Consider the following 21,552-nt stretch of genomic DNA (forward strand, 5'->3'; position numbering starts at 1 on the left):
TCATTTAATTAGGTCACTCTAAAAAATAGGATAAGGTTTCTTTTATACTCGTTTTTCTTCGGGAATTTTTAATCCTTTTGCAGAGAATAACTTTGTTTTTGATAAAGAATAAATCGTTAATGCAGTCCAAATAAATATGAAGGCGAGAAGCTGAATTTTTGAAAAATGCTCGTTATAAACAAAAACGCCTAACAGCAGTGTAATCGTTGGAGCAATATATTGCAGAATACCCAGTAATGAGAGTGGGATTTTTTGTGCCCCTTTTGCAAAATAGAGCAGTGGTATGGCCGTAGCAGCACCAGCACCTATTAGGAGCAAGTCAGTTCGGAAACCTGCAGTTAAAAATGAATTGGATTTATTAAAAAATAAGATGATTATATAAATCGCTGCAAGGGGTGCCACTACTAAGGTTTCTAATGTTAATCCAACAGCAGAATCGACATGAATTAATTTTTTAGCTAACCCATACAATCCAAATGAAACAGCGAGAGCGATAGCAATCCAAGGAAAATTACCATGTGATACAGTAATAATCACTACGCCAATTCCAGCCAAAACGAAGGATGCATATTGAGGAATCGATAATTTCTCCTTCAGAACTACCATTCCCAATAATATACTCACTAAAGGATTTATATAATAACCGAGGCTTGCTTCAATCATATGTCCACTATTAACTGCCCAAATATAAATAAACCAGTTTACGCTGATTAGAAGTGAGGCAATAATTAATGCATACATTTGGTTTTTGTTTTGCGCAAATCCCTTAAAAGTCTGGATAAATTGGCCCCATTTTTTTGTGAAAATAAGAACAACCACCATAAAAATAAATGACCAAAAAACGCGGTTTGCGAGAATTTCCTTTGCATTTACATTGTCTAAAAACTTCCAGTAAATCGGCAATAAGCCCCAAAGCAAATAGGAAAAGCCAGCATGGATGACTCCTTGTTGTGTTTCCGTTTTTTTCATATCTCTCCTTAATCCCCTTATTCTTTCTAGTATCGAAATATTTATTATTATAACGTGAAATAACCAAAATTGGGGATATTTTTGCCTGTTAATCTAATCCATGAAAAAAGCAGGCGGAAATCAAACCGCCCGCCTGCCATTTTTATTTAATTATTTTTTACAGCTTCCATTTCTTTTTGACGAAGTTCAATCCGGCGAATTTTACCAGAAGTTGTTTTCGGAAGTTCACTCAAATACTCTATTTTTCTAGGATATTTATAAGGGGCCGTCAGCGTTTTTACATGCTCTTGAAGGTTTTTCGTCAATTCAGGATCATTGTGATCGACATCCTCTTTTAAGACAACAAATGCTTTAACAATAAAACCACGGATTTCGTCTGGGCTGGCTACAACCGCGCATTCTTTTACATACGGATGTTTAACAAGAGCATCCTCTACTTCAAACGGTCCAATCGTGTAACCAGAACTAATGATAATATCATCACCACGTCCCTCAAACCAGAAATAGCCTTCCTCGTCCATTTTCGCTTTATCTCCAGTAACATAATAATCGCCGCGGAACTGCATCGCTGTTCTCTCCGGATCTTTATAATAATTTTTGAATAATGCTGGAGTCTCTACGTGTACGGCGATATCACCTACTTCTCCGACTGCACAAACCTGACCTTCATCGTTAATGATTTCAACTCTATTACCTGGAGTCGGCTTGCCCATGGAACCCGGCTTCAATTCCATTCCTTTAGTAACACCAACAAGTAATGTATTTTCCGTTTGGCCATAACCATCACGAACATTCACATTGAAATATTTTCTAAACGTATCAATTACTTCACGATTTAGCGGCTCCCCAGCTGAAACAGCGCTATGAAGATTTGGCAGCTTGTATTCCGTTAAATTATCAACCTTTGCCATAATCCGATATTCTGTCGGTGTACAACAAAGAACATTGACATCATATTTTTGCAGAAGACTTAAATACTTTTTCGGCTCAAATTTTCCGTTATATACTAATCCAGTTCCACCTGAGCCAAGTACAGAAAGAAAAGGACTCCAAATCCATTTTTGCCACCCAGGACTCGCGGTAGCCCAAACCGTATCTCCTTCTTCGATACATAGCCATTTTGGAGCAGCGGTTTTTAAATGTGCAAAAGCCCATCCATGTGTATGGACTACTCCTTTTGGATTTCCGGTTGTACCTGAAGTATAGGATAAAAAGGCCATATCATCTCGAAGCGTTTCAGCCAATGAGAATTCTTCTGAATGCCCTTTCATTTCTTCGTCTAAATGAATCCAGCCTTCTTCCTTTGCCCCAATCGTAAATTTCACAAGTGGCTGAGAGGCTTTAATATTAACAAACTGGTCCACATAAGGATAATAACTGACAACTGCTTTCACATCACCATGTGAGATTCGGTATTGTAGATCTTTTTCTCGTAACATTTCTGAACTTGGAATAACAACCATCCCTGCTTTTAATGCAGCTAGATAGACAACGTAGGCTTCGATCAATCTCGGGATGATTACGAGAACGACATCGCCTTTTTTCAAGCCGTTTTGTGCAAAAACATTTCCAGCCTGGTTAATGTGTTTTAATAGTTGTTCATATGTAACTTGCTTTGTTTCGCCTGATTCATTTTCCCATTTTAATGCTACCTTGTTTGGATCCTTGGCAAATCGCTCTACTTCTGACACAAGATTATACTTATCTGGTGCAATTAAATCTTCTCGTTTCATTCTTCTCCCCCTCGAATTTTGATTAAATATCCCACAGAATTTATTATACATAATTATTTTAAAATTTTAAATTATTATTCATTTGAAAATATTTTTAGTCAAAAAAAGAGAGCGAGGCTTGCGCCTCACTCTCTGTAGCCATCGTATTTATTTGTGATTAACGAGCAAATCCGCCGCCTAATTGAGATTCAGCCATAGCGACTAAACGCTTAGTGATTTCACCACCAACAGAACCGTTGGCACGTGATGTAGTGTCTGCACCAAGTTGTACACCAAACTCAGTTGCAATTTCGTACTTCATTTGGCTAAGAGCTTGTTCAACACCAGGAACTAGTAGTTGATTAGAGTTGTTATTTTGAGCCATGTGATAATCACCTCCTTGTGAGTATAGAATGTGTAGAACTCACAAGGTTCATTCTAAATAACAATTGGTAATTATTCACAAAAACGTCACATATACAATTTAGAATAATTCATTGAATTCTGATCGATGTTCACTTTCTGGTTTGATTTTAAGAGTTTCAACCTCTTGCACAGCTTCTTGAATTAATGGTTCAAAATCAAAAAAGCTTTCATACTGGTTTACTTTTTCTCGTTTCGGTTTTGTTTTTGGAGATGATGGCACAAAAATCGTGCAGCAATCTTCAAATGGGCGAATCGAAATATCGAGGGTATCAATTTCCTCAGCGATTTTAATAATATCCGTTTTGTCCATCGAAATCAAGGGACGAAGAATCGGGGTATTTGTCACTTCGTTAATCGCATACATACTTTCAAGCGTCTGGCTGGCCACCTGTCCTAGGCTCTCTCCCGTAATAATTGCAAGACCCTCTTGTTTTTTTCTGATTTCATCTGTAATTCTAAGCATCATTCTTCTCATCGATGTCATCGAATAATTTTCGGGTACCTGCTCTCGAATAGCCTGCTGGATATCAGTGAACGGGACGATATGCAGCGTCATTGAGCCGAAAATTCCAGCAAGCTTTTTCGTTAAATCGATGACTTTTTCCTTTGACCTCTCACTCGTAAATGGTGGACTAAAAAAGTGAACAGCTTCGATTTCCACTCCCCGCTTCATGGATAAATATCCTGCTACCGGACTGTCAATGCCTCCTGAAAGCATCAACATGGCTTTTCCACTGGATCCGACTGGAAGACCACCAGCACCTTGAATGGTTTGAGATGATAAATAAATAGCTTCCTTTCTGATTTCAACTCTTAGATTGATATCAGGTTTCTTCACATCCACTTTTAATCCTGGAATATTTTTTAACAGATGGGCCCCAATTGTTTGATTGATGCCGTCTGTATTCAATTCAAACGTTTTGTCAGACCTTTTCGCCGTGATTTTAAAGGTTTGGCCATCCTTAAATTGAGATTTAACTAACTCTAAGGAGGACTGCTTTAATGTCTCTACATCCTTTTCAATTTTAATTGCCGGACTATAGGATTGAATCCCAAATATATTCTTTAATTTTTCAATGATCTCTATCCCATTTTCACCATTTAGTAATACATACATTCGATCACGACTTGCTTCAATTTTCACTTTTGGAAATGGGGCAAGGGCGATACGTACACTTTTTTTCAATTTATCAATAAATTTATTACGATTTCTACCTTTTGTCGATATCTCTCCATAGCGGATTAAAATACGATCATAATTCATCTATTTCATAACCTTTCGTAATTGGTTTGCAATTTTTTCGATTGCGATGAGGACTGCTTTGGCTTCTTCTTCCGTATTATCAAAAGATAGGCTGATTCTGATGGCGCTATCCGCTAGATTTTCCGGTACACCCATGGACAAAAGTGTTTTGCTTGGCGATTTCTTCTTTGAAGAACAGGCACTAGTTGTTGACACGAAAATACCTTTCTGCTCGAGAGCATGGATAAACACTTCTGATTTTATCCCTATTAAGGAAAAATTTAGTATATGTGGTGCTGTGTATCGTTCGGGCGTATGAATTTGAATGCCTTCCATATCTGTTAACCCTCTTCGAAGCAGATTTTGAATGATTTTCATTTCTGCGATTCCTACTCCACTTTTTTCCATTGTCATCCTGAGCGCCTTAGCCATGGCAACTGCACCAGCAACATTTTCCGTGCCGCTGCGCATCTTCCGTTCTTGATTACCTCCAGAAAATAATGGCGTCAGCCTTAAGCCGTCACGAATAAACAAGGCGCCTGTCCCTTTTAATCCATGAAATTTATGAGCTGAAATGGAACAAAGGTCAACTCGATTTTCATATAAAGAAACGGGAATTTTCCCGACAGCCTGAACTGCATCTACGTGAAAAAGGATAGATGGAAAATTTTTAAGGATCTTTCCAATTTCTTCAATCGGCTGTACCGTTCCAATTTCGTTATTTACTTGCATAATGGAGATTAATATCGTATCCTTACGAATTGACTTTTCCACATCTAATGCAGAAACTATTCCGTTTTTATCTACTGGAAGTATCGTGATCTCATAGCCCTCCTGCTCTAGATACTCCATTGCCTCACGGACCGAGGCATGCTCTATACTAGAAGTAATTAAATGGCGCCCTTTATGCTGATTTAAAAAGGCAGCACCCTTTATGGCGATGTTGTTACTTTCCGTACCTCCAGAAGTAAAATAAATCTCATTTGCTTTTACCTTTAAAAGGCTGGCTACTTGTTCTCGAGCCTGTGATAAAAGCTTTTCCGCTTGTCCGCCCATACTATGCAAGGAAGAGGGGTTGCCAAAATAGTCACTGGATACCTTCACAAAAGAATCCAATACTTCTTTATAGGGTTTTGTCGTCGCACTATTATCAAAATAAATCATTTTCTACTCCTCCATCAAAATAAAATCTTATCATAAACATATTCTTTTAAAAAGCAAAGAAAAAAACCGATTCGTGCCAAAATGGCAAAATCGGTTTTTCTTTCTTATTCCGAAACAGCAGAGGCTTTTATTTTCTTTAATGCTTCAGGGTCAATAATCTCCAAGGATGTAGCAGCCTGCTCTAAAGCTTCTTGATAATCATATTGTCTAAATGCTGCTTCAGCATCTGATAATCCTTTAGCCACCGCTGAATTATGTCGTCTATAGCGATTTCCATATTGGATAGCCTTTTCAGCAAGCGTTGCATTCTCGATCAATTCAATCGTTGAATTCAGGAGCTTATCAACCGTTAATACCGCAATTTCTAAATACTGATTAAGTGCAGAAATGTTAAGCGGCTTTTCCTCAAGTTGATACCTGACATTTTGAATACTTTCGTTTGTATCTTCATAAAGATATTTATAGTCTTCAGGTAAGCCAGGAACATTGCTCTTATTCACGAGCCGTACTGTCTCACCCACCTTTTTAGTGAGTTCTATTAGTTTTTCCCTTGCCTCAATTTCATCCTTCCTCAGAGCTTGGAGTTTATAGGCAAATGCCTGCTGTCCTTCAAGAATGATCTCTAATTGTTCTTTAATTTCGGCTAATTCCTCACTGAGGACTGTTTGGGCTGTTTCATTAATCTTTAATTTCTCAAATAGGATATCATAATGTTTATAGACTGTGGCGAGTTCTTTATCAAGGTTTCTCATTATTTCAAAATCTTCATCTAATAACTGATATCTTTCTTGAATATGAAGAAGTTCATTTGAAAGGTTCTTATTATCCTCCTCGGCCAAATCAAAAAGGCTGCTTGTCTGCTTTTCATGCTTCTGTACGAAATGCTTGGCATGAACTTCTTTTTCTAATAGGTCAAAAAGTATATCAATTCTGTCTTTAACTTCTTTAATTCCTTCTTCTGCTTGTTCCATTTCTGTCTTTTCAATAAATACTATTATTTCTGTAAGTTTTTCTTCTAAGCGAATTTTTTCTTGTTGGACATTTATATGTTCTAAGTAATAACCCTGTTCAGTCATTTCCTTGTATCCATCGAACACATCAGAAAGCTGGTTTGGAAGCAGCGATTGACATTCTATTAAGTATTGCGGGATTGCATTCATATTGTTTCTAATCGAACCTAGTTTACTATGCATCAGTAGGACTACTTCACGCGCTTCAAGATAATTGCCGTTTTCCGTTTTTTCATCATACTCATGGAATTTTTGCGAAACTTCCCCCAATTGAATCTCTAAATACTTTTCGGCATTGCCAAAACTGTGACGATGGGCAAGGAGCATTTTCTTCGATTCTCGGTATTGTTCTTTTAATTCCTCTATTTCTACTCTGTTTTTCTCCTCGCTGCCAACAAGTTCATGGAGTTCTTCCAAAATATTTTTTATTTGGTCTTCTGTTTCCTGGAGTTTATCCTCAATGTTTTGCTGTACTTCTTTTGACTTCTTAAATCGGTACTTGTCGATGTACTCTTCCGCGTCAAAAAGCATCTCTTCTAAGTCTGGAAGCTTCACGGTTACGACGTCATCCCATTGGTTCCTCCAATGCTCAAAAAGCTCCTCGGTTTGTCCGGTCATATTAAGTTGCTTTACCTTTGACATTTCATCCAGGATGGGACGATTCATTAAATCAATTTTCCACGCTTCCAAACGATCCATCTCTTTAAAATACTTTTTCTTTATAAAATATCCTACTACAAAAAGAGCAAGTAATAGGAAGAAAAGTCCAATGAAATACTTCACATAAAAGCCTCCTAGCTCAATCACAATAATTCTATTCAAAGCATTTTTTACATCTATGTAAAAAGATTAATTTAAGTTCTATTCAATGCTTTTATGATAACATGTAAACGACAATTTTTGACTATTATTTTCAATTTTTTTGTAAAATGAAAAAAAAATAGCGCTTGACGCTATTTTAGAACTGCTCCCTTTTTAATTGGCACATCCGAGCATAAAGTTTTATCTATCCACTGGTTGATATCTTTTAAATATTTTTGTTCAAAAAATTGCTCATTTGGAAATACATATAACACTTCTCTCATATAATGTGTATTCATAAAGGGCATCATGATTAAACCCTTAAGTTGGATAATTAAATAGGGGATTGAATGCGGGCGGAATTCTCCCCATTCAAATCCTCTTTCAAATATTTTTTGAAGGTAATATTTCTCTTTTAATGAATATGTTGACATGATTTCCCTAACTACCTGAGAATCCATCGACATTTCCCGATAGACAAAACACGCTAACTGAATGTTTGCGCATTGAAAATGCAGTAGATCGGCGACAATTCGCTTTAAGCAAGCTTCTGCGCCTCTTTCAATTGAGAGGTAGGCTTCTTCCATTTTGCCGATATATTGTTCAAAAAAATGGGTAAAGCAATATTCTAACAAACCTGCTTTATTTTCAAAATGGTAAGCAATGGTTGCCGAATTTACTTTTGCCATGGCAGCAATATCTCGGATTGACGTTCCATTGTACCCTTTTGAATTAAACAACAATACGGCGGCTTTAACGATTGCTTCTTTTGAATTTTTCTTCATCAGCTTTCCCCCCCCAATTAAAACACCGATTTTCCCCTTATTATAATGATTCTTTGTGTCACAGTAGATTCCTTTATGAAAATATCGACAAAGTCTGCCTATTTTCATCTAATTTTGATAAAATAGACTATAAATTTTAAAAGAAATAGGTGAAATTCAATGTTTAACGTCGAAATGTTTACGGGGAACCGCGAAGAAAATTATGAACTCGTAAAAAAACAACTGCAGGCACTCTTACATGATGAAAAAAATCAAATCGCAAACCTTAGCAATGCCACTGCCCTGCTAAACCAATTCCTTGACCGTGTCAATTGGGTCGGATTTTATTTAATGGATACAAATGGGGAACTTGTTCTAGGGCCATTCCAAGGTTTGCCTGCATGTGTCCGGATTCCGCTTGGCAAGGGTGTATGTGGGACTTCTGCATTGAAAAAGGAAACAGTGCGTGTCATGGATGTCCATCAATTTCCAGGCCACATTGCCTGTGATGCCGCATCCCAATCAGAGATTGTCATTCCACTAATAAAGGGCGAACAATTGATCGGTGTATTAGATATTGATTCACCAGAAAAAAACCGATTCGATGAATTAGATCAACAAAAACTGGAAGAATATACAGCTATATTAATAGAGCATCTTTAAAAACATGGCACGGTAAAACTACCGTGCCTTAACTTACTTTCATGTTATCATCTTGCGAAACAACCTTATTCTTGCCTGTTCCTTTAGCGTTATAAAGTGCTTCATCTGCCCGTTTAAATAAATAATTATAGGAATCATGCCGATCTTTATTCCAGTAGGAAACACCACATGAGATGGTTATGCGTGGATTAGTACTTTTTGCTACCTTCTCGACTAATCTATTTGCAATGCCAATCCCAGTATCAAGTGTGACCCTTGGGAGATAAACAGCTAGTTCTTCTCCACCCCAACGGGCACCGATGTCGTTCACGCGAATATTGCTATTAATAATATTTGCTACTTGGATGAGAACTTCATCACCAACCTGATGGCCATGCGCATCATTTATTTCTTTAAAATTATCAATATCAATGAGGATAAATGTACCTTCTTCGTCCTTATCCATTGACCATTGAATTTGTTCATCTAAATATTTTCGGGAATGAAGCTTTGTTAGATGGTCTGTGATTACCAATTTTTCTAATTCTTCGCGAAGCATGGAATTAGATAGAGCTAAGGAAGCATGGTGTATTAACGATTGCAAAAGCTTAAATGATTCAAATGAAAAAAAATAAGGTTTTCGATGCATGACAATAGAGAAACCATTCAAATTTTCACTTTGTATCATTGGAATCGCCATTATTGAATGAAAGCGTTTAAGGTTATTAATTTTAGAAAGATTAAAATCTCCTATAAAGAGTGATTCTTTTTCCATTAGAATTCTTGCTTTTATAGGTTCAATATAGATACGTGCTTGTTTTGTAAAAAAGGAAGGAGTAGACCCAGGAAGTACTTTGATATCCTCTTGTTCATCACTGAATAAAAAGAAACCAACTTCCTGTGCTTTAAAGGAAGACTTTATTTGTTCTGACATGTAGGCAAGGGTTTCTTCTAAACGAAGATTAGAGTTTAATCGGTGCGAGGTTTCATTTATTAATCTTAAGTTTGAAATAACCCGCCTTGACTGCTGATAAAGGATCGCATTTTCTAAAGCTTTTCCCACACTTTCAGCCAATAATTTAATGAATTCTGCCTCGCTTTTCGGAAATTCACCTGCATTTGGTACAATTACCTGCAAGACCCCGTAAATACCTTGAATCCCTTTTATCGGTTCGTAAAGAATGGCATGCTTGCCTGATTGTTCAAACTGACTTTCTCCAGTTATATAGGTGTTTATTGCCGATAAGTTTTCGTTGTCATATTCTAATTCTAAAATAGGAAGATCATTATGGCTGTATGTATCCTGAGACAACTGTAGGTAATAGGAATAATCAGGATATATGTCTTGGAGGATGACGAATATTTCTCCCAAAATTGTATCTTTATCAAGTGTGGAATGAAGTTTTTCAGAAATACGAAATAGCTTCTCATATCTTTCTGCTTGCAATATTAGATCTCTTTCGAGAATATCCATACTATCCCCACCTAATTGTCATAACCATTATTAAATTCCAAAAATATACATCATATCCTAATTATAGTTAATTTCTTGATGTTTTTGGAATAATATTTTGATAATTTATAAATTTTTTCAATGAAATTTTTTTTCTACTTCATCTGTTTTAAAAATCATACTTGACTTACCATGAATAAAAAATATATAATACTCTTTGTGTAAAATATTGCAGCCTATGTGAACAAATTATATGTCACATTTTGTTCCTCGTAAGAGCAATTGTTCTTTCGAAGGTGCATCTTGTAACCCTTAGCTGCTAGGGCGAAGGTGCATGAAAACAAAATGGCTTTAATGATGTTTCATAACGGTTTTTATTTTACCAAAATAAAAACACAGAGGAGGAGTCATTCATGGCTCGTTATACCGGCCCAAGCTGGAAATTATCCCGTCGTCTTGGAATCTCTCTAAGCGGCACAGGTAAAGAATTAGAAAAGCGTCCTTACGCTCCTGGACAACATGGTCCAAACCAACGCAAAAAGCTTTCTGAATACGGATTGCAATTACAAGAGAAGCAAAAGCTTCGTCACATGTATGGAATCAATGAGCGTCAATTCCGTAATTTATTTGATAAAGCTGGCAAATTAGCTGGTAAACACGGTGAAAACTTCATGGTTCTTTTAGAATCACGTCTTGATAACGTAGTTTACCGTTTAGGCTTAGCTCGTACTCGTCGTGCGGCTCGCCAATTAGTTAACCACGGCCACATTTTAGTTAACGGTTCACGCGTTGATATCCCATCATTCCGCGTAACTGCTGGCCAAACAATCAGCCTTCGTGAAAAATCACGTAACCTTGACGTGGTTAAAGAAGCAGTTGAAGTGAACAACTTCGTACCTGATTTCTTAACTTTCGATGCTGACAAGCTTGAAGGTACTTTCACTCGCTTACCAGAGCGTTCTGAACTTCCAGCTGAAATTAACGAAGCTCTTATCGTTGAGTTCTACTCTCGTTAATAACAATGAAACCCCAAGCCATTACGGTTCGGGGTTTTTTTGTTTTATTTTCTATTGATTAATTTAATGGACATCCAATATCCAAAGCCTAGCAGGGCATAGATTAATACAAGTACGATTGAAGTCAATACCCGTTCGCGGACCGCTCCATCTGCTAAAAGAACTGGTCCTAGTCCGAAAAATGTCACAAGGGCAATGAGAATGAGAAAGAATGCATGCAATACATATTTCATTTGCTTTCACCCCATTTATTTCATCTTATTTAATTAGACGAAAAAAAAAGGCCTTGGATTCACCAAGTGCCTTACTAATTTTTTCTAGTAGTTAATTAATGTGTATTTCTTTTTCCCTCTTCTGATGATAGTAAACTGACCCTCAATTCGATCTGTTTCCTGCAGGAAGTAAGCAGTATCAGTGATTTTTTCACCATTTACAGTTACGGCTCCATTGGTAATATCTTCACGTGCTTGTCTTTTAGACGGTGAAATCTTCGCTGCTACTAATAGATCGACTAAATTCTCTTCATTTGCTGCGGCATATGACGGTACATCCTTAAAGCCCTGCTTAATTTCCGATGCTGAGAGGTTTCTCACATCGCCGCTAAATAGTGCTTGTGAAATCTTAATTGCCTGCTCTAGTGCATCCTCACCATGGATAAGGCGAGTCATTTCTTCTGCTAAAACCTTTTGTGCTTTCCGAAGATGCGGTTCTTCTTCAACTGCTTTTTCTAATTGCTCGATTTCCTCATGTGATAGGAAAGTGAAAATCTTTAAGTATTTCACGACATCAGCATCAGCAGCGTTAATCCAGAACTGGTAGAACTCGTAAGGCGTCGTTTTCTCTGGGTCAAGCCAAACTGCACCGCTTTCTGTTTTTCCGAATTTTGTTCCATCCGCTTTTGTTACCAGTGGAATAGTTAAACCATATGCCTTAGAACCTTCCGACTCGATTTTCCGGATTAATTCGAGACCGGATGTAATGTTCCCCCACTGGTCGCTGCCGCCGATTTGTAATTTACAGTTATGATTCTGGTATAAATGAAGAAAATCCATTGCCTGCAAAATCGTGTAGGTAAATTCAGTAAATGAAATACCTGTTTCAAGACGAGAGGCAATTGTATCCTTTGCCAGCATGTAATTTACGCCGATGTGCTTCCCGATATCACGTAAAAAGGTTACTACATCCATGGAACCAGCCCAATCATAGTTATTAACCATGATTGCACCATTTTCACCTTCGAACTCAAAAATACTGGCTAATTGTTTTTTGATTCCTGCCACATTTTCCTGTACTGTTTCCAGTGTGAGAAGTTTTCGTTCTTCACTTTTCCCACTTGGGTCCCCGATAAGTCCGGTTGCTCCCCCTACTAAAACGATTGGACGATGTCCGTGCTGTTGAAATCTTCTCAGTGTTAAAAACGGCAGTAAATGTCCAATATGCATACTATCAGCTGTAGGATCCACTCCACAGTATAAAGATATCTTCTCCTTGCTTAAAACATCCTTTAAGCCTTCTTCATCCGTTTGTTGATAAATAATCCCTCTCCATGCTAAATCTTGTAATAAATCCATTCATTATCCCTCCAGTCAAAATAAAAACGCCCCTGCTAAAATGCAGGGACGAGATAATCGCGGTACCACCCAGCTTGAGGAAAACTCCTCCAACTCTAAAAAAATAACGGTTTAGACCGTTCACTGCTACTGTCTTTTCACAGAGAAAGCTCGAGGATGTAATTCATTCTTCTATTTGTGACAGCTTTCACCAGCCGCTGACTCTCTACAATACAGGGATAGAAGAACTACCATTGATTCCCTTCACAGCTTTTTATTTAATTTTAACTTATAGCATTTTTACCATATCTTTCATCCCATGTCAAACTCGAAATGGAAATTTCAGAAAAATGTAGAACGTTGTCAGTTTTTATACCTTCAATATGCTATAATGTATGTGATTTTAGATGAGGTGATGCTATTAATGAATGAAAAAATCCAAGCATGGCTGGAAAAAACTAAATCCATGTTTAACTTGATAACAAATAAAAGGACGGTTAAAGGGGTAAGAATTACCTATTCAGTTGTTTGGAACCTGCTTTTGTTAGTTTTAACAGTCGTCATCCTTGGTGGATCTTTTGCTACAGGGGTTGGGGCCGGCTATTTTGCCTCACTTGTGAAGGACGAGCCTGTCCGCTCATATGAAAGCATGAAAAAAGATATTTATAATTATACAGAAACATCGGAATTATATTTTGCTAATAACGTGAAATTAGGAAAAATGCGGTCAGATCTCGAACGCGAAGAAGTCAAAATCGACCAAGTTTCCGATAATTTGATCAACGCAGTCGTGGCAACTGAAGATGAATATTTTTATCAGCATCATGGCGTAGTTCCAAAAGCTGTATTCCGCGCGCTTTTTCAAGAAGTAACCAATTCCTCGGTCCAATCTGGCGGGAGTACGTTAACACAACAATTAATTAAAAATCAGCTATTAACCAATGAGGTTTCCTTTCAAAGAAAAGCCAATGAAATTCTCCTTGCACTTCGATTAGAGAAATTTTTCGATAAAAAAGAAATCCTGGAGGCTTACTTAAATGTATCAACCTTCGGCAGAAACTCATCCGGCCGAAATATTGCCGGTGTTCAAGCAGCAGCAAAAGGCATTTTCGGAAAAAAGGCCAGTGAATTAACCCTACCAGAAGCAGCCTTTATAGCAGGATTACCGCAAAGTCCGTTTGGGTACACACCTTTTACAAGAGATGGTTCGGTTAAAAATAATCTCGAACCAGGCCTGACTCGAATGAAAACCGTATTAAAAAGAATGTATGATGGTGGTTATATTAATCAAAAGCAATACGTAGAAGCATCCGCTTACGATATTACAAAGGATTTTATACCTTCAGCCGGAAATCCGCTTGAAAATTACCCAGAGTTAACGTTCGAAATTGAAAAACGTGCTGTAGAAGTATTAACTACGGCTTTAGCCCAAAAAGATGGTCATACAGAAAAAGAGTTACAAAAAGATGATAATCTTTTCTACAAATATCAAACAATGGCAAACCATGATTTGCATCAAAATGGGTACCAAATTCATACCACAATTGACAAAGATATTTACGATGCGATGCAAAAGGTTAAAGATGGATATAAATATTACGGTCCAGATAAACCACAAGAGAAGAAAGATCCTGAAACTGGAGAGAAAAAGACTGTTATGGAGCCAGTAGAAGTCGGGGCAGAAATGATTGAAAATAAAACTGGAAAAATTATCAGTTTTGTTGCCGGAAGAGACTTTGAAAAACAGCAAATGAACCATGCGACCAACTCGCTCCGTCCTAATGCGTCCACAATGAAACCGCTGCTGGTTTATGGACCAGCAATTGAGTTAGGGAAAGCATCACCTGGAACTCCGTTGCCGAATGTCGCCTTAAACTTTATTCCTGGCAGAAGTAAACCATGGCCACAAAACTATGATTATCGCTATAGCGGTTTAGTATCTGCACGATATGCACTTGCAAAATCCTATAACGTTCCAGCCGTTAAACTTTACTCAGAAATTGTCAATCAGCATCCTGCAAAGTATCTCGAAAAGATGGGATTTACCTCACTGAGTAAAGATGATCATACGAACCTTTCAGCGGCCATCGGGTCCATTACTGGTGTTACAGTTGAAGAAAACACGAATGCGTTTAGTACTTTTGCCAACGGCGGAAAGTTTATTGATGCCTATATGATTGAGAAAATTGTTGATAAAGATGGAAAGGCCATATATCAACATCAAGTTACACCTGTTGACGTTTTTAAGCCCCAAACAGCCTATTTAACTCTCGATATGATGAGAGATGTTATTAAAATGGGAACTGCAGCAGGAATAAATAGTAAATTGAATTTCCGTGCCGATTGGGCAGGAAAAACAGGTACAGGAAATGAATATGTAGATTCTTGGTTTGTGGCAACCAACCCAAATATTACTTTTGGTATTTGGACAGGTTATGATACACCAAAATCACTTCAAAATGGTGGGATGTCTTATAGCCAGCGCACAAATAATCTCTGGGCTGAATTAATCAATTCTGCTTATAAGCAAAAGCCGGATTTAATCGATCCAAAAGAATCCTTCAAAATGCCTGAAGGAATTGTGAAACGCTCCTATTGCGCGGTTTCCGGAATGCTCCCTTCTGATGCTTGTTCAAAAGCCGGATTAATAGAGAGTGATTACTTTAATGTTAATAACGTGCCATCAAAAATCGACGATAGTTTGATTGAAGGCAAATTTGTCACGATTCGTGGCAAAAGGTATGTCGCAATGGATTCTACCCCAAAAGAGTTTGCTCAATTTGGCTTAATACTAAACCCTGATTTCATCACTCGAATGGTGGGGAAAAATTTCAAAAATTATAGCCAATTAATTCCAAATAAGGACCGCTGGGGAAAAGTTCTCGTTTCTTCCGCTAAAATGGTTGATAACGGTAAGAATCCAAATGGTGTAAGCTTATCTGTTTCCGGCAGTACTTTAACCTGGGCAGCATCTGGAGATTATGATGTTGTTGGATATCGGGTATATCAAGGAGGCAGCACAGTGGCAAATATCATTAACGGCTCCAAACTTTCTTATACTGGAGGCAACGGGACCTATTATGTAACGGCAGTTGATATTGCTGGTAAAGAATCAGCGCCATCCAATCAAGTTACTATTGGTGCAGCAATTACGCCGCCAACGCAATAAATATAAAAACACAAGAGAATTGAACTCTTGTGTTTTTTTCATTTATATAGATTCACTTTTTAAATGGTTCCGAATCGGATAGAGTGCTTTTTCTAATGTCAGAGAGTTCTTTTCAGTAATTTCAGATTTTCTAGGAATAGGTGTGTATAAATTTTCTGGGTCGTCCCATTCCCTTGGCAATTGGACAGGTGATTCTTTTTGCCATAGTTCTACCCAATTCTCTGGTAAGTTACCATAACAATTTGAGTTTTCAGTCATTTCTAACCAAATAAGGGCCCAAGCTCTTGGTACTACTCTCCAAATATCATAGCCGCCACCGCCGACAGCAATCCATCTCCCATTACAATATTTATGGGCAATTTCATGGGCAAGCTTGGGAATTTCCCGATAGATTTTCATCGTAGCTGATAAATGGGTTAAGGGATCATAATAATGGGAGTCAGCGCCATTTTGAGTCAGAATCACATCTGGTTTAAAAAACTCGGCAACTTCTTTAATTGAATGAGAGTAGGCATGCAGCCATGACTCATCCTCTGTAAAGGCATCAACAGGTATATTAAAGGAATACCCGTAGCCTAACCCCTGCCCTCTTTCATTGATATTCCCTGTTCCAGGAAATAAATATCTTCCTGTCTCATGTATGGAAAGGGTGCACACTTTTGGGTCATCATAGAAAGACCATTGAACTCCATCGCCATGATGAGCATCTGTATCAACATAAAGTACACGGGCATTATATTTTTCCTGCAAGTACTTGATGGCTACAGAACTATCATTATAAATACAAAATCCAGATGCTTTTCCGCGGAAGCCATGATGCAATCCCCCACCTAGATGTAAAGCGTGAAAGGCCTTCCCTGACATCACTTGGTCAACTGCTGTTAATGTCCCACCAACTAATAAAGCGCTTGCTTCATGCATATTAGGAAAAACAGGTGTATCTTCAGTCCCCAGACCATAATTTTCTGCAATTTCTTTCGGAAGCAGCCCCTTTCCAGCTTTTTTAACTGCCTCTATGTAGTTTAGGTCATGGATAAGTGCTAATTCTTCATCAGTTGCCATTCTTGGCGGAATGACATGTACAGGATCTAATGCATCCAATTTATTTAATAGATCTACTGTCAGCTTAATGCGAAATTGGTTAAAAGGATGGTGACTGCTAAATTTATATTTTAACAGCTCTTCTGAAAAAACAAACGAGCATTGGTCTCTCATAGTGAAATCCCCGGTAAATTAGGCCATAAAACATGGTGACCAGCCTCTTTGAGATCCTGAATAAGCGCAGTAGGGTTCATGGTTTGGACTCTGATGACCAGAATTTTAAATTGATCGTCCGATTTATCTGGATAAACTAACACACTTAAAATATTAGCTTTTCTGTTTTTAATGACAGCAGTAATGTCACTAAGTTTACCAGCTAAATTGGGAACCTTTATTTCAATCTGGGAACCTGGTTGATGTGCACCTGTTAATTCAACCATTGTCCGTAACAAATCAGTCTCTGTAACAATACCGACTAATTTTTGACCATTTATGATCGGAATACAGCTTATTTTATGTTCATAGAAAAGGCCGGCCACCTCTTCGACGAAATCAAGAGGATGCCCTGTAATAACGTTTTTTTCCATGATCGTCTCTAGCGGCTTTTTCAAATCCTCCGGATGTTCATTCGTATGAAAAATCGATGGTGTTGCTTCACGTATTTCTGCAATCGTAACAAGTCCCACTAAATGTTTTTCCGCCGTGATAATGGGAATATGGCGGATTTTTCTCGATTCCATTAATTTTATGGCATCTGCAATTGTATCTGTTGGAAATAGAGTTGCGACATCTGTTTTCATGATTTCTTCTACGATCATAAGAAAATCCCCCCTCAGGTACAGGAAAATATCAGAATAAATTTTAATACATAAATCTGTTCATAAAACGCAGTCGGTCAAACCTTTGAACCGTTTCAATATCCACCCTTTTGCCGATTCTCGCCATTAAGCAATTGGCAGGATGGGAGCAAATTTCAGGGTCATCTGTTGCATACCACTCAAGGCCACCGGCATTCATCATTTTTTCCATGATTTTTCGATATTCCCATACATTTAATTTCGTTCCTTTTAAATCCCAGTGCCAATAATACTCAGTTGTTATTGTTAAATAGTCTTCCATGGCATCATCCATCATCGAAACGATAAGAAGGTTTTTGCCGACCTGACAGCCTCGATATTGAGGAATGACCTCAATTGCACCGAGTTCAATTAAATTATCCATTTTTCCTTCTGACCATCTTTCCAGCGGATCAGGGTAAAGGTATGTGACATATCCAACGATGGTATTTCGATGCCTGGCAATAATAATTCTGCCTTCCGGAAGTTCTGCGATGCCAATGAGGGCCTTGTGCTGCTGTTCCGGTGGGCGAAAAGCAATCAGATCTTCATGAAATTCTAACCCTGCAAGTTTATCTGAAGAAATAGGACCTTCAATGATAAGAGTCCCATGTGGTGTTTTTAGCTGTTTTGCATTATATGTCTTTTTATGTTCCATACAGTCACCTACCTGAAAGAATCATTCGTGTTTCAATTCTATTATACATAAAATCTAGTAACAGAGGTTGATTTAACAAAATTTTCAGTATTATAATATAATTACTTCCAATAATATTTAAAAAATTGTGAATAGTAACTATTTGTACTATAATTATCTTAAAATACACTACGAGGGGGAGATTAAATGAAAGTGGAAGCGTTACCAGTTGTTCAAGGGGAGCACAATTTACAAAATTATGAAGAAATGTACAAAAATTTCGACTGGAAGGAAACGGAAAAGCAATTCTCTTGGAGTGAAACAGGTCTTGTGAATTTAGCCTATGAAGCTATTGACCGCCACGTCAAAACCTTCCGAAAAAATAAGGTTGCTCTTTATTATCGTGATGGGTCAAGGAATGAAAAGTATACTTTTAAAGAAATGAAAGAACTTTCAAACAAAGCTGGAAATGTCCTAAAAAATTACGGGGATGTTGAAAAAGGCGACCGTGTCTTTATTTTTATGCCGCGCTCACCTGAGCTTTACTTTACCGTTTTGGGTGCCATAAAACTTGGAGCGATCGTCGGTCCATTATTCGAAGCATTTATGGAAGGTGCCGTTAAAGACCGCCTGCAGGACAGTGAGGCAAAAGTTTTGGTTACGACACCTGAATTATTGGACAGAGTCCCTGTCAGCGAATTGCCTTCATTGAAGCATATTTTCCTAATCGGAAAAAATATAGAAGAACAGGGTCCATATATTAACTTTTTAGAAAAATTTGAAGCGGCTGGCAAAGGGCTTCAGATTGAGTGGGTAGATCGTACAGACGGTCTTATACTTCATTATACATCCGGTTCTACAGGAAAACCTAAAGGAGTATTGCATGTACATAATGCGATGATCCAGCATTATCAAACAGCAAAATGGGTGCTTGATTTAAAAGAGGACGATGTATACTGGTGTACAGCCGACCCAGGCTGGGTAACAGGAACGTCCTACGGTATTTTCGGACCATGGTTAACCGGAACTTCCAATGTAATTATCGGCGGTCGCTTTAGTCCTGAGTCATGGTATCAAATGATTGAAGACTTCGGGGTTACCGTTTGGTATAGTGCTCCAACCGCTTTTAGGATGTTAATGGGTGCTGGTGATGAGCTGGTAAAGAAATTTAACTTAAGCAGCCTTCGCCATATTTTAAGTGTTGGTGAGCCGTTAAACCCAGAAGTTGTTAAATGGGGTGTTAAAGTATTTAATCACCGGATTCACGATACTTGGTGGATGACGGAAACTGGCTCCCAGTTGATTTGTAATTACCCTTGCATGACTATTAAGCCTGGTTCAATGGGTAAACCAATTCCTGGTGTTGTCGCTGCTATCGTAGACGATCAAGGGAATGAACTGCCGCCATATCGAATGGGGAACCTAGCGATTAAAAAAGGCTGGCCATCCATGATGTATGCGATCTGGAATAATCCTGAGAAGTATGAATCCTACTTCATGCCTACAGGATGGTATTTCTCTGGTGACTCTGCTTACATGGATGAAGAAGGCTATTTCTGGTTCCAAGGCCGAATTGATGATGTCATTATGACATCTGGTGAACGTGTAGGACCCTTTGAAGTAGAAAGTAAGCTTGTCGAGCATCCTGCTGTAGCTGAAGCCGGTGTTATTGGAAAACCGGACCCTGTCCGCGGTGAAATTATCAAAGCCTTTATTTCTTTAAGAGATGGGTATGTCGCTACAGATGAGCTAAAAGAGGAAATTAGACAATTTGTGAAAAAAGGTCTTGCAGCACATGCTGCACCAAGGGAAATTGATTTCCGTGACAAATTGCCAAAAACAAGAAGTGGTAAAATTATGCGCCGTGTCTTAAAAGCCTGGGAATTAAATTTACCTGCAGGTGACCTTTCCACTCTTGAGGACTAAAATAAAAAAACACAAGAGATTTCTTTAGGATAGTCTCTTGTGTTTTTTATTGTCTATTTCGTTGATTGCCGGTGTTCAATCCGATGAGGAAGAATGACAGTATTTTCGCTTGTTTTTTCTTTGTTCATCAGCTTAGTTAAAAGCCTCATAGCAACGGCACCAATATCATATAATGGTTGGACAATTGTCGTTAACTGCGGACGTACCATTAGTGAAAGCCTTGTATTATCTGAAGTGATGACTTCAAAATCTTCAGGAATTTTATAGCCCTTGTCCTCAGCACCATGAACTACTCCTAAAGCCATTTCATCGGCACCCACTAGAATGGCAGTTGGCCGTTCTGAAGCTTCAAGCAATTTTTCAAAAGCTTCTATTCCGGAGTCGTACGTATAGTCACCCTCTACGACAAGCTCTTCATTGTAAGTAATTCCGGAATCTTGAAGGGCACGTTGGTAGCCTTTTAATTTCTTTTGTGCATTTTTTGGTTCATGAAGTGGTCCAATAACAAAAGCGATATTTTTATGGCCTTTTTCAATGAATTCTTTAACAGAATCATACACGGCTTCTTCGTAATCAATGTTTACAGAAGGGATCTTGTCTGATTCTTCAATTGAGCCCGCAAGGACAATAGGAACAGGTGATTTTTCAAATTCTTCAACATGATCAGCAGTAATGTTCCCGCTCATGAAAACAATGCCGTCTACTTGCTTCCCAAGCATTGTCCCTAGCAAATGTAATTCTTTCTCTTTGTTTTGATCAGAATTGCTTAAAATGATATTGTACTTATACATGGTGGCAATGTCTTCAATACCCCGTGCTAATTCAGCAAAAAAGATATTGGAGATATCCGGTATAATAACTCCTACCGTTGTCGTTTTTTTACTTGCCAGTCCTCGAGCAACTGCATTTGGACGATAGCCAAGTCTTTCAATTACTTCCAATACTTTTTTACGAGTTACTGGTTTTACATTTGGATTTCCATTCACTACGCGTGAGACCGTTGCCATGGAAACATTAGCTTCCCGGGCAACATCATAAATGGTGATATTCACTTTTAAACACTCTCCTAAAACGATCCTTATTTCTCTTATTTTACAGCAGCTAGTAAAAACCTATCCGCTTTGTGAGAAAATATACAAATTGATATATGTCTTTAACTATACGATAAGAAGAATAAACCTGCAATTGCATTG

The 21,552-nt window shown here is 38.0% G+C and carries 18 protein-coding genes and 1 other annotated feature; of the genes, 4 read left to right on the plus strand and 14 right to left on the minus strand.

Annotated elements, in window-relative coordinates; genetic code table 11:
- Positions 1-42: 42 nt before the first annotated feature.
- The 7 genes from rarD to refZ form a co-directional block, all read right to left on the minus strand.
- Positions 43-969 carry an EamA family transporter RarD gene (rarD, locus tag ABES02_RS02225; protein WP_430130183.1) on the minus strand — a complete coding sequence of 309 codons (927 nt, stop codon included), beginning with the start codon at positions 967-969 and terminating at the stop codon, positions 43-45.
- 146 nt (positions 970-1,115) lie between these two features.
- Positions 1,116-2,702: an acyl-CoA synthetase MbcS gene (gene mbcS, locus ABES02_RS02230; RefSeq protein WP_430130186.1), complete on the minus strand. Its 1,587-nt coding sequence runs from the start codon at positions 2,700-2,702 to the stop codon at positions 1,116-1,118.
- A 157-nt stretch (positions 2,703-2,859) separates the two neighbouring features.
- On the minus strand, positions 2,860-3,066 hold the full coding sequence (locus ABES02_RS02235; RefSeq protein WP_430130189.1) for a small, acid-soluble spore protein, alpha/beta type: 207 nt from the start codon (positions 3,064-3,066) through the stop codon (positions 2,860-2,862).
- A gap of 99 nt (positions 3,067-3,165) precedes the next feature.
- Positions 3,166-4,371 carry a tRNA uracil 4-sulfurtransferase ThiI gene (thiI, locus tag ABES02_RS02240; RefSeq protein WP_430130192.1) on the minus strand — a complete coding sequence of 402 codons (1,206 nt, stop codon included), beginning with the start codon at positions 4,369-4,371 and terminating at the stop codon, positions 3,166-3,168.
- Positions 4,372-5,514 (minus strand): cysteine desulfurase family protein, encoded by a 1,143-nt coding sequence (locus ABES02_RS02245; RefSeq protein ID WP_430130195.1) that lies wholly within the window; start codon positions 5,512-5,514, stop codon positions 4,372-4,374.
- A gap of 104 nt (positions 5,515-5,618) precedes the next feature.
- On the minus strand, positions 5,619-7,307 hold the full coding sequence (gene ezrA, locus ABES02_RS02250) for a septation ring formation regulator EzrA (protein WP_430130198.1): 1,689 nt from the start codon (positions 7,305-7,307) through the stop codon (positions 5,619-5,621).
- Between the two features lie 170 nt (positions 7,308-7,477).
- The gene (gene refZ, locus ABES02_RS02255) at positions 7,478-8,110 is read right to left on the minus strand and encodes a forespore capture DNA-binding protein RefZ (RefSeq protein WP_430130201.1); all 633 of its coding nucleotides are present in this window, start codon (positions 8,108-8,110) and stop codon (positions 7,478-7,480) included.
- A 159-nt stretch (positions 8,111-8,269) separates the two neighbouring features.
- On the opposite strand from refZ, the gene ABES02_RS02260 reads away from it, so the two are divergent.
- Positions 8,270-8,752 (plus strand): GAF domain-containing protein, encoded by a 483-nt coding sequence (locus ABES02_RS02260; protein ID WP_430130203.1) that lies wholly within the window; start codon positions 8,270-8,272, stop codon positions 8,750-8,752.
- Positions 8,753-8,780: 28 nt separating this feature from the next.
- Here ABES02_RS02260 and ABES02_RS02265 read toward each other — a convergent pair whose 3' ends face one another.
- A complete protein-coding gene (locus tag ABES02_RS02265) occupies positions 8,781-10,205 on the minus strand; it encodes a sensor domain-containing diguanylate cyclase (protein ID WP_430130206.1) in 1,425 nt (474 codons plus the stop codon).
- Between the two features lie 392 nt (positions 10,206-10,597).
- On the opposite strand from ABES02_RS02265, the gene rpsD reads away from it, so the two are divergent.
- On the plus strand, positions 10,598-11,200 hold the full coding sequence (gene rpsD, locus ABES02_RS02270) for a 30S ribosomal protein S4 (protein WP_430066797.1): 603 nt from the start codon (positions 10,598-10,600) through the stop codon (positions 11,198-11,200).
- Positions 11,201-11,244: 44 nt separating this feature from the next.
- On the opposite strand, the gene ABES02_RS02275 is transcribed toward rpsD, so the two are convergent.
- Together ABES02_RS02275 and tyrS are read right to left on the minus strand one after the other, a co-directional pair.
- A complete protein-coding gene (locus ABES02_RS02275; protein ID WP_430130209.1) occupies positions 11,245-11,433 on the minus strand; it encodes a DUF6954 family protein in 189 nt (62 codons plus the stop codon).
- An 84-nt stretch (positions 11,434-11,517) separates the two neighbouring features.
- Entirely contained in the window at positions 11,518-12,771 is a 1,254-nt protein-coding gene (gene tyrS, locus ABES02_RS02280; RefSeq protein ID WP_430130212.1) for a tyrosine--tRNA ligase, read from the minus strand.
- Between the two features lie 41 nt (positions 12,772-12,812).
- Positions 12,813-13,027 (minus strand) — a binding site (T-box leader).
- Positions 13,028-13,174: 147 nt separating this feature from the next.
- Between tyrS and ABES02_RS02285 the strand changes: the two genes are divergently transcribed.
- Positions 13,175-15,919, plus strand: coding sequence for a transglycosylase domain-containing protein (locus ABES02_RS02285; RefSeq protein ID WP_430130215.1), 2,745 nt, complete (start codon positions 13,175-13,177; stop codon positions 15,917-15,919).
- 42 nt (positions 15,920-15,961) lie between these two features.
- Here ABES02_RS02285 and ABES02_RS02290 read toward each other — a convergent pair whose 3' ends face one another.
- Genes ABES02_RS02290 through ABES02_RS02300 form a run of 3 tightly spaced genes read right to left on the minus strand, consistent with a single transcriptional unit; the run spans position 15,962 to position 18,454 of the window.
- Complete coding sequence (locus ABES02_RS02290) at positions 15,962-17,134, minus strand: acetoin utilization protein AcuC (protein ID WP_430130218.1); 1,173 nt, start codon at positions 17,132-17,134, stop codon at positions 15,962-15,964.
- Complete coding sequence (locus tag ABES02_RS02295; RefSeq protein ID WP_430130221.1) at positions 17,131-17,778, minus strand: acetoin utilization AcuB family protein; 648 nt, start codon at positions 17,776-17,778, stop codon at positions 17,131-17,133. Before ABES02_RS02295 ends, ABES02_RS02290 begins: the two co-directional genes overlap by 4 nt.
- Positions 17,779-17,821: 43 nt before the next feature.
- Positions 17,822-18,454: a GNAT family N-acetyltransferase gene (locus ABES02_RS02300; RefSeq protein WP_430130224.1), complete on the minus strand. Its 633-nt coding sequence runs from the start codon at positions 18,452-18,454 to the stop codon at positions 17,822-17,824.
- Between the two features lie 186 nt (positions 18,455-18,640).
- On the opposite strand from ABES02_RS02300, the gene acsA reads away from it, so the two are divergent.
- Positions 18,641-20,359, plus strand: coding sequence for an acetate--CoA ligase (acsA, locus tag ABES02_RS02305; protein WP_430130226.1), 1,719 nt, complete (start codon positions 18,641-18,643; stop codon positions 20,357-20,359).
- Positions 20,360-20,412: 53 nt separating this feature from the next.
- Here the strand turns inward: acsA and ccpA are convergent, their stop codons facing one another.
- The gene (gene ccpA / locus ABES02_RS02310; RefSeq protein WP_430130229.1) at positions 20,413-21,411 is read right to left on the minus strand and encodes a catabolite control protein A; all 999 of its coding nucleotides are present in this window, start codon (positions 21,409-21,411) and stop codon (positions 20,413-20,415) included.
- Between the last annotated feature and the right edge of the window lie 141 nt (positions 21,412-21,552).

This window comes from Neobacillus pocheonensis, assembly GCF_050477905.1.
GTDB lineage: Bacteria > Bacillota > Bacilli > Bacillales > Cytobacillaceae > Neobacillus > Neobacillus pocheonensis_A.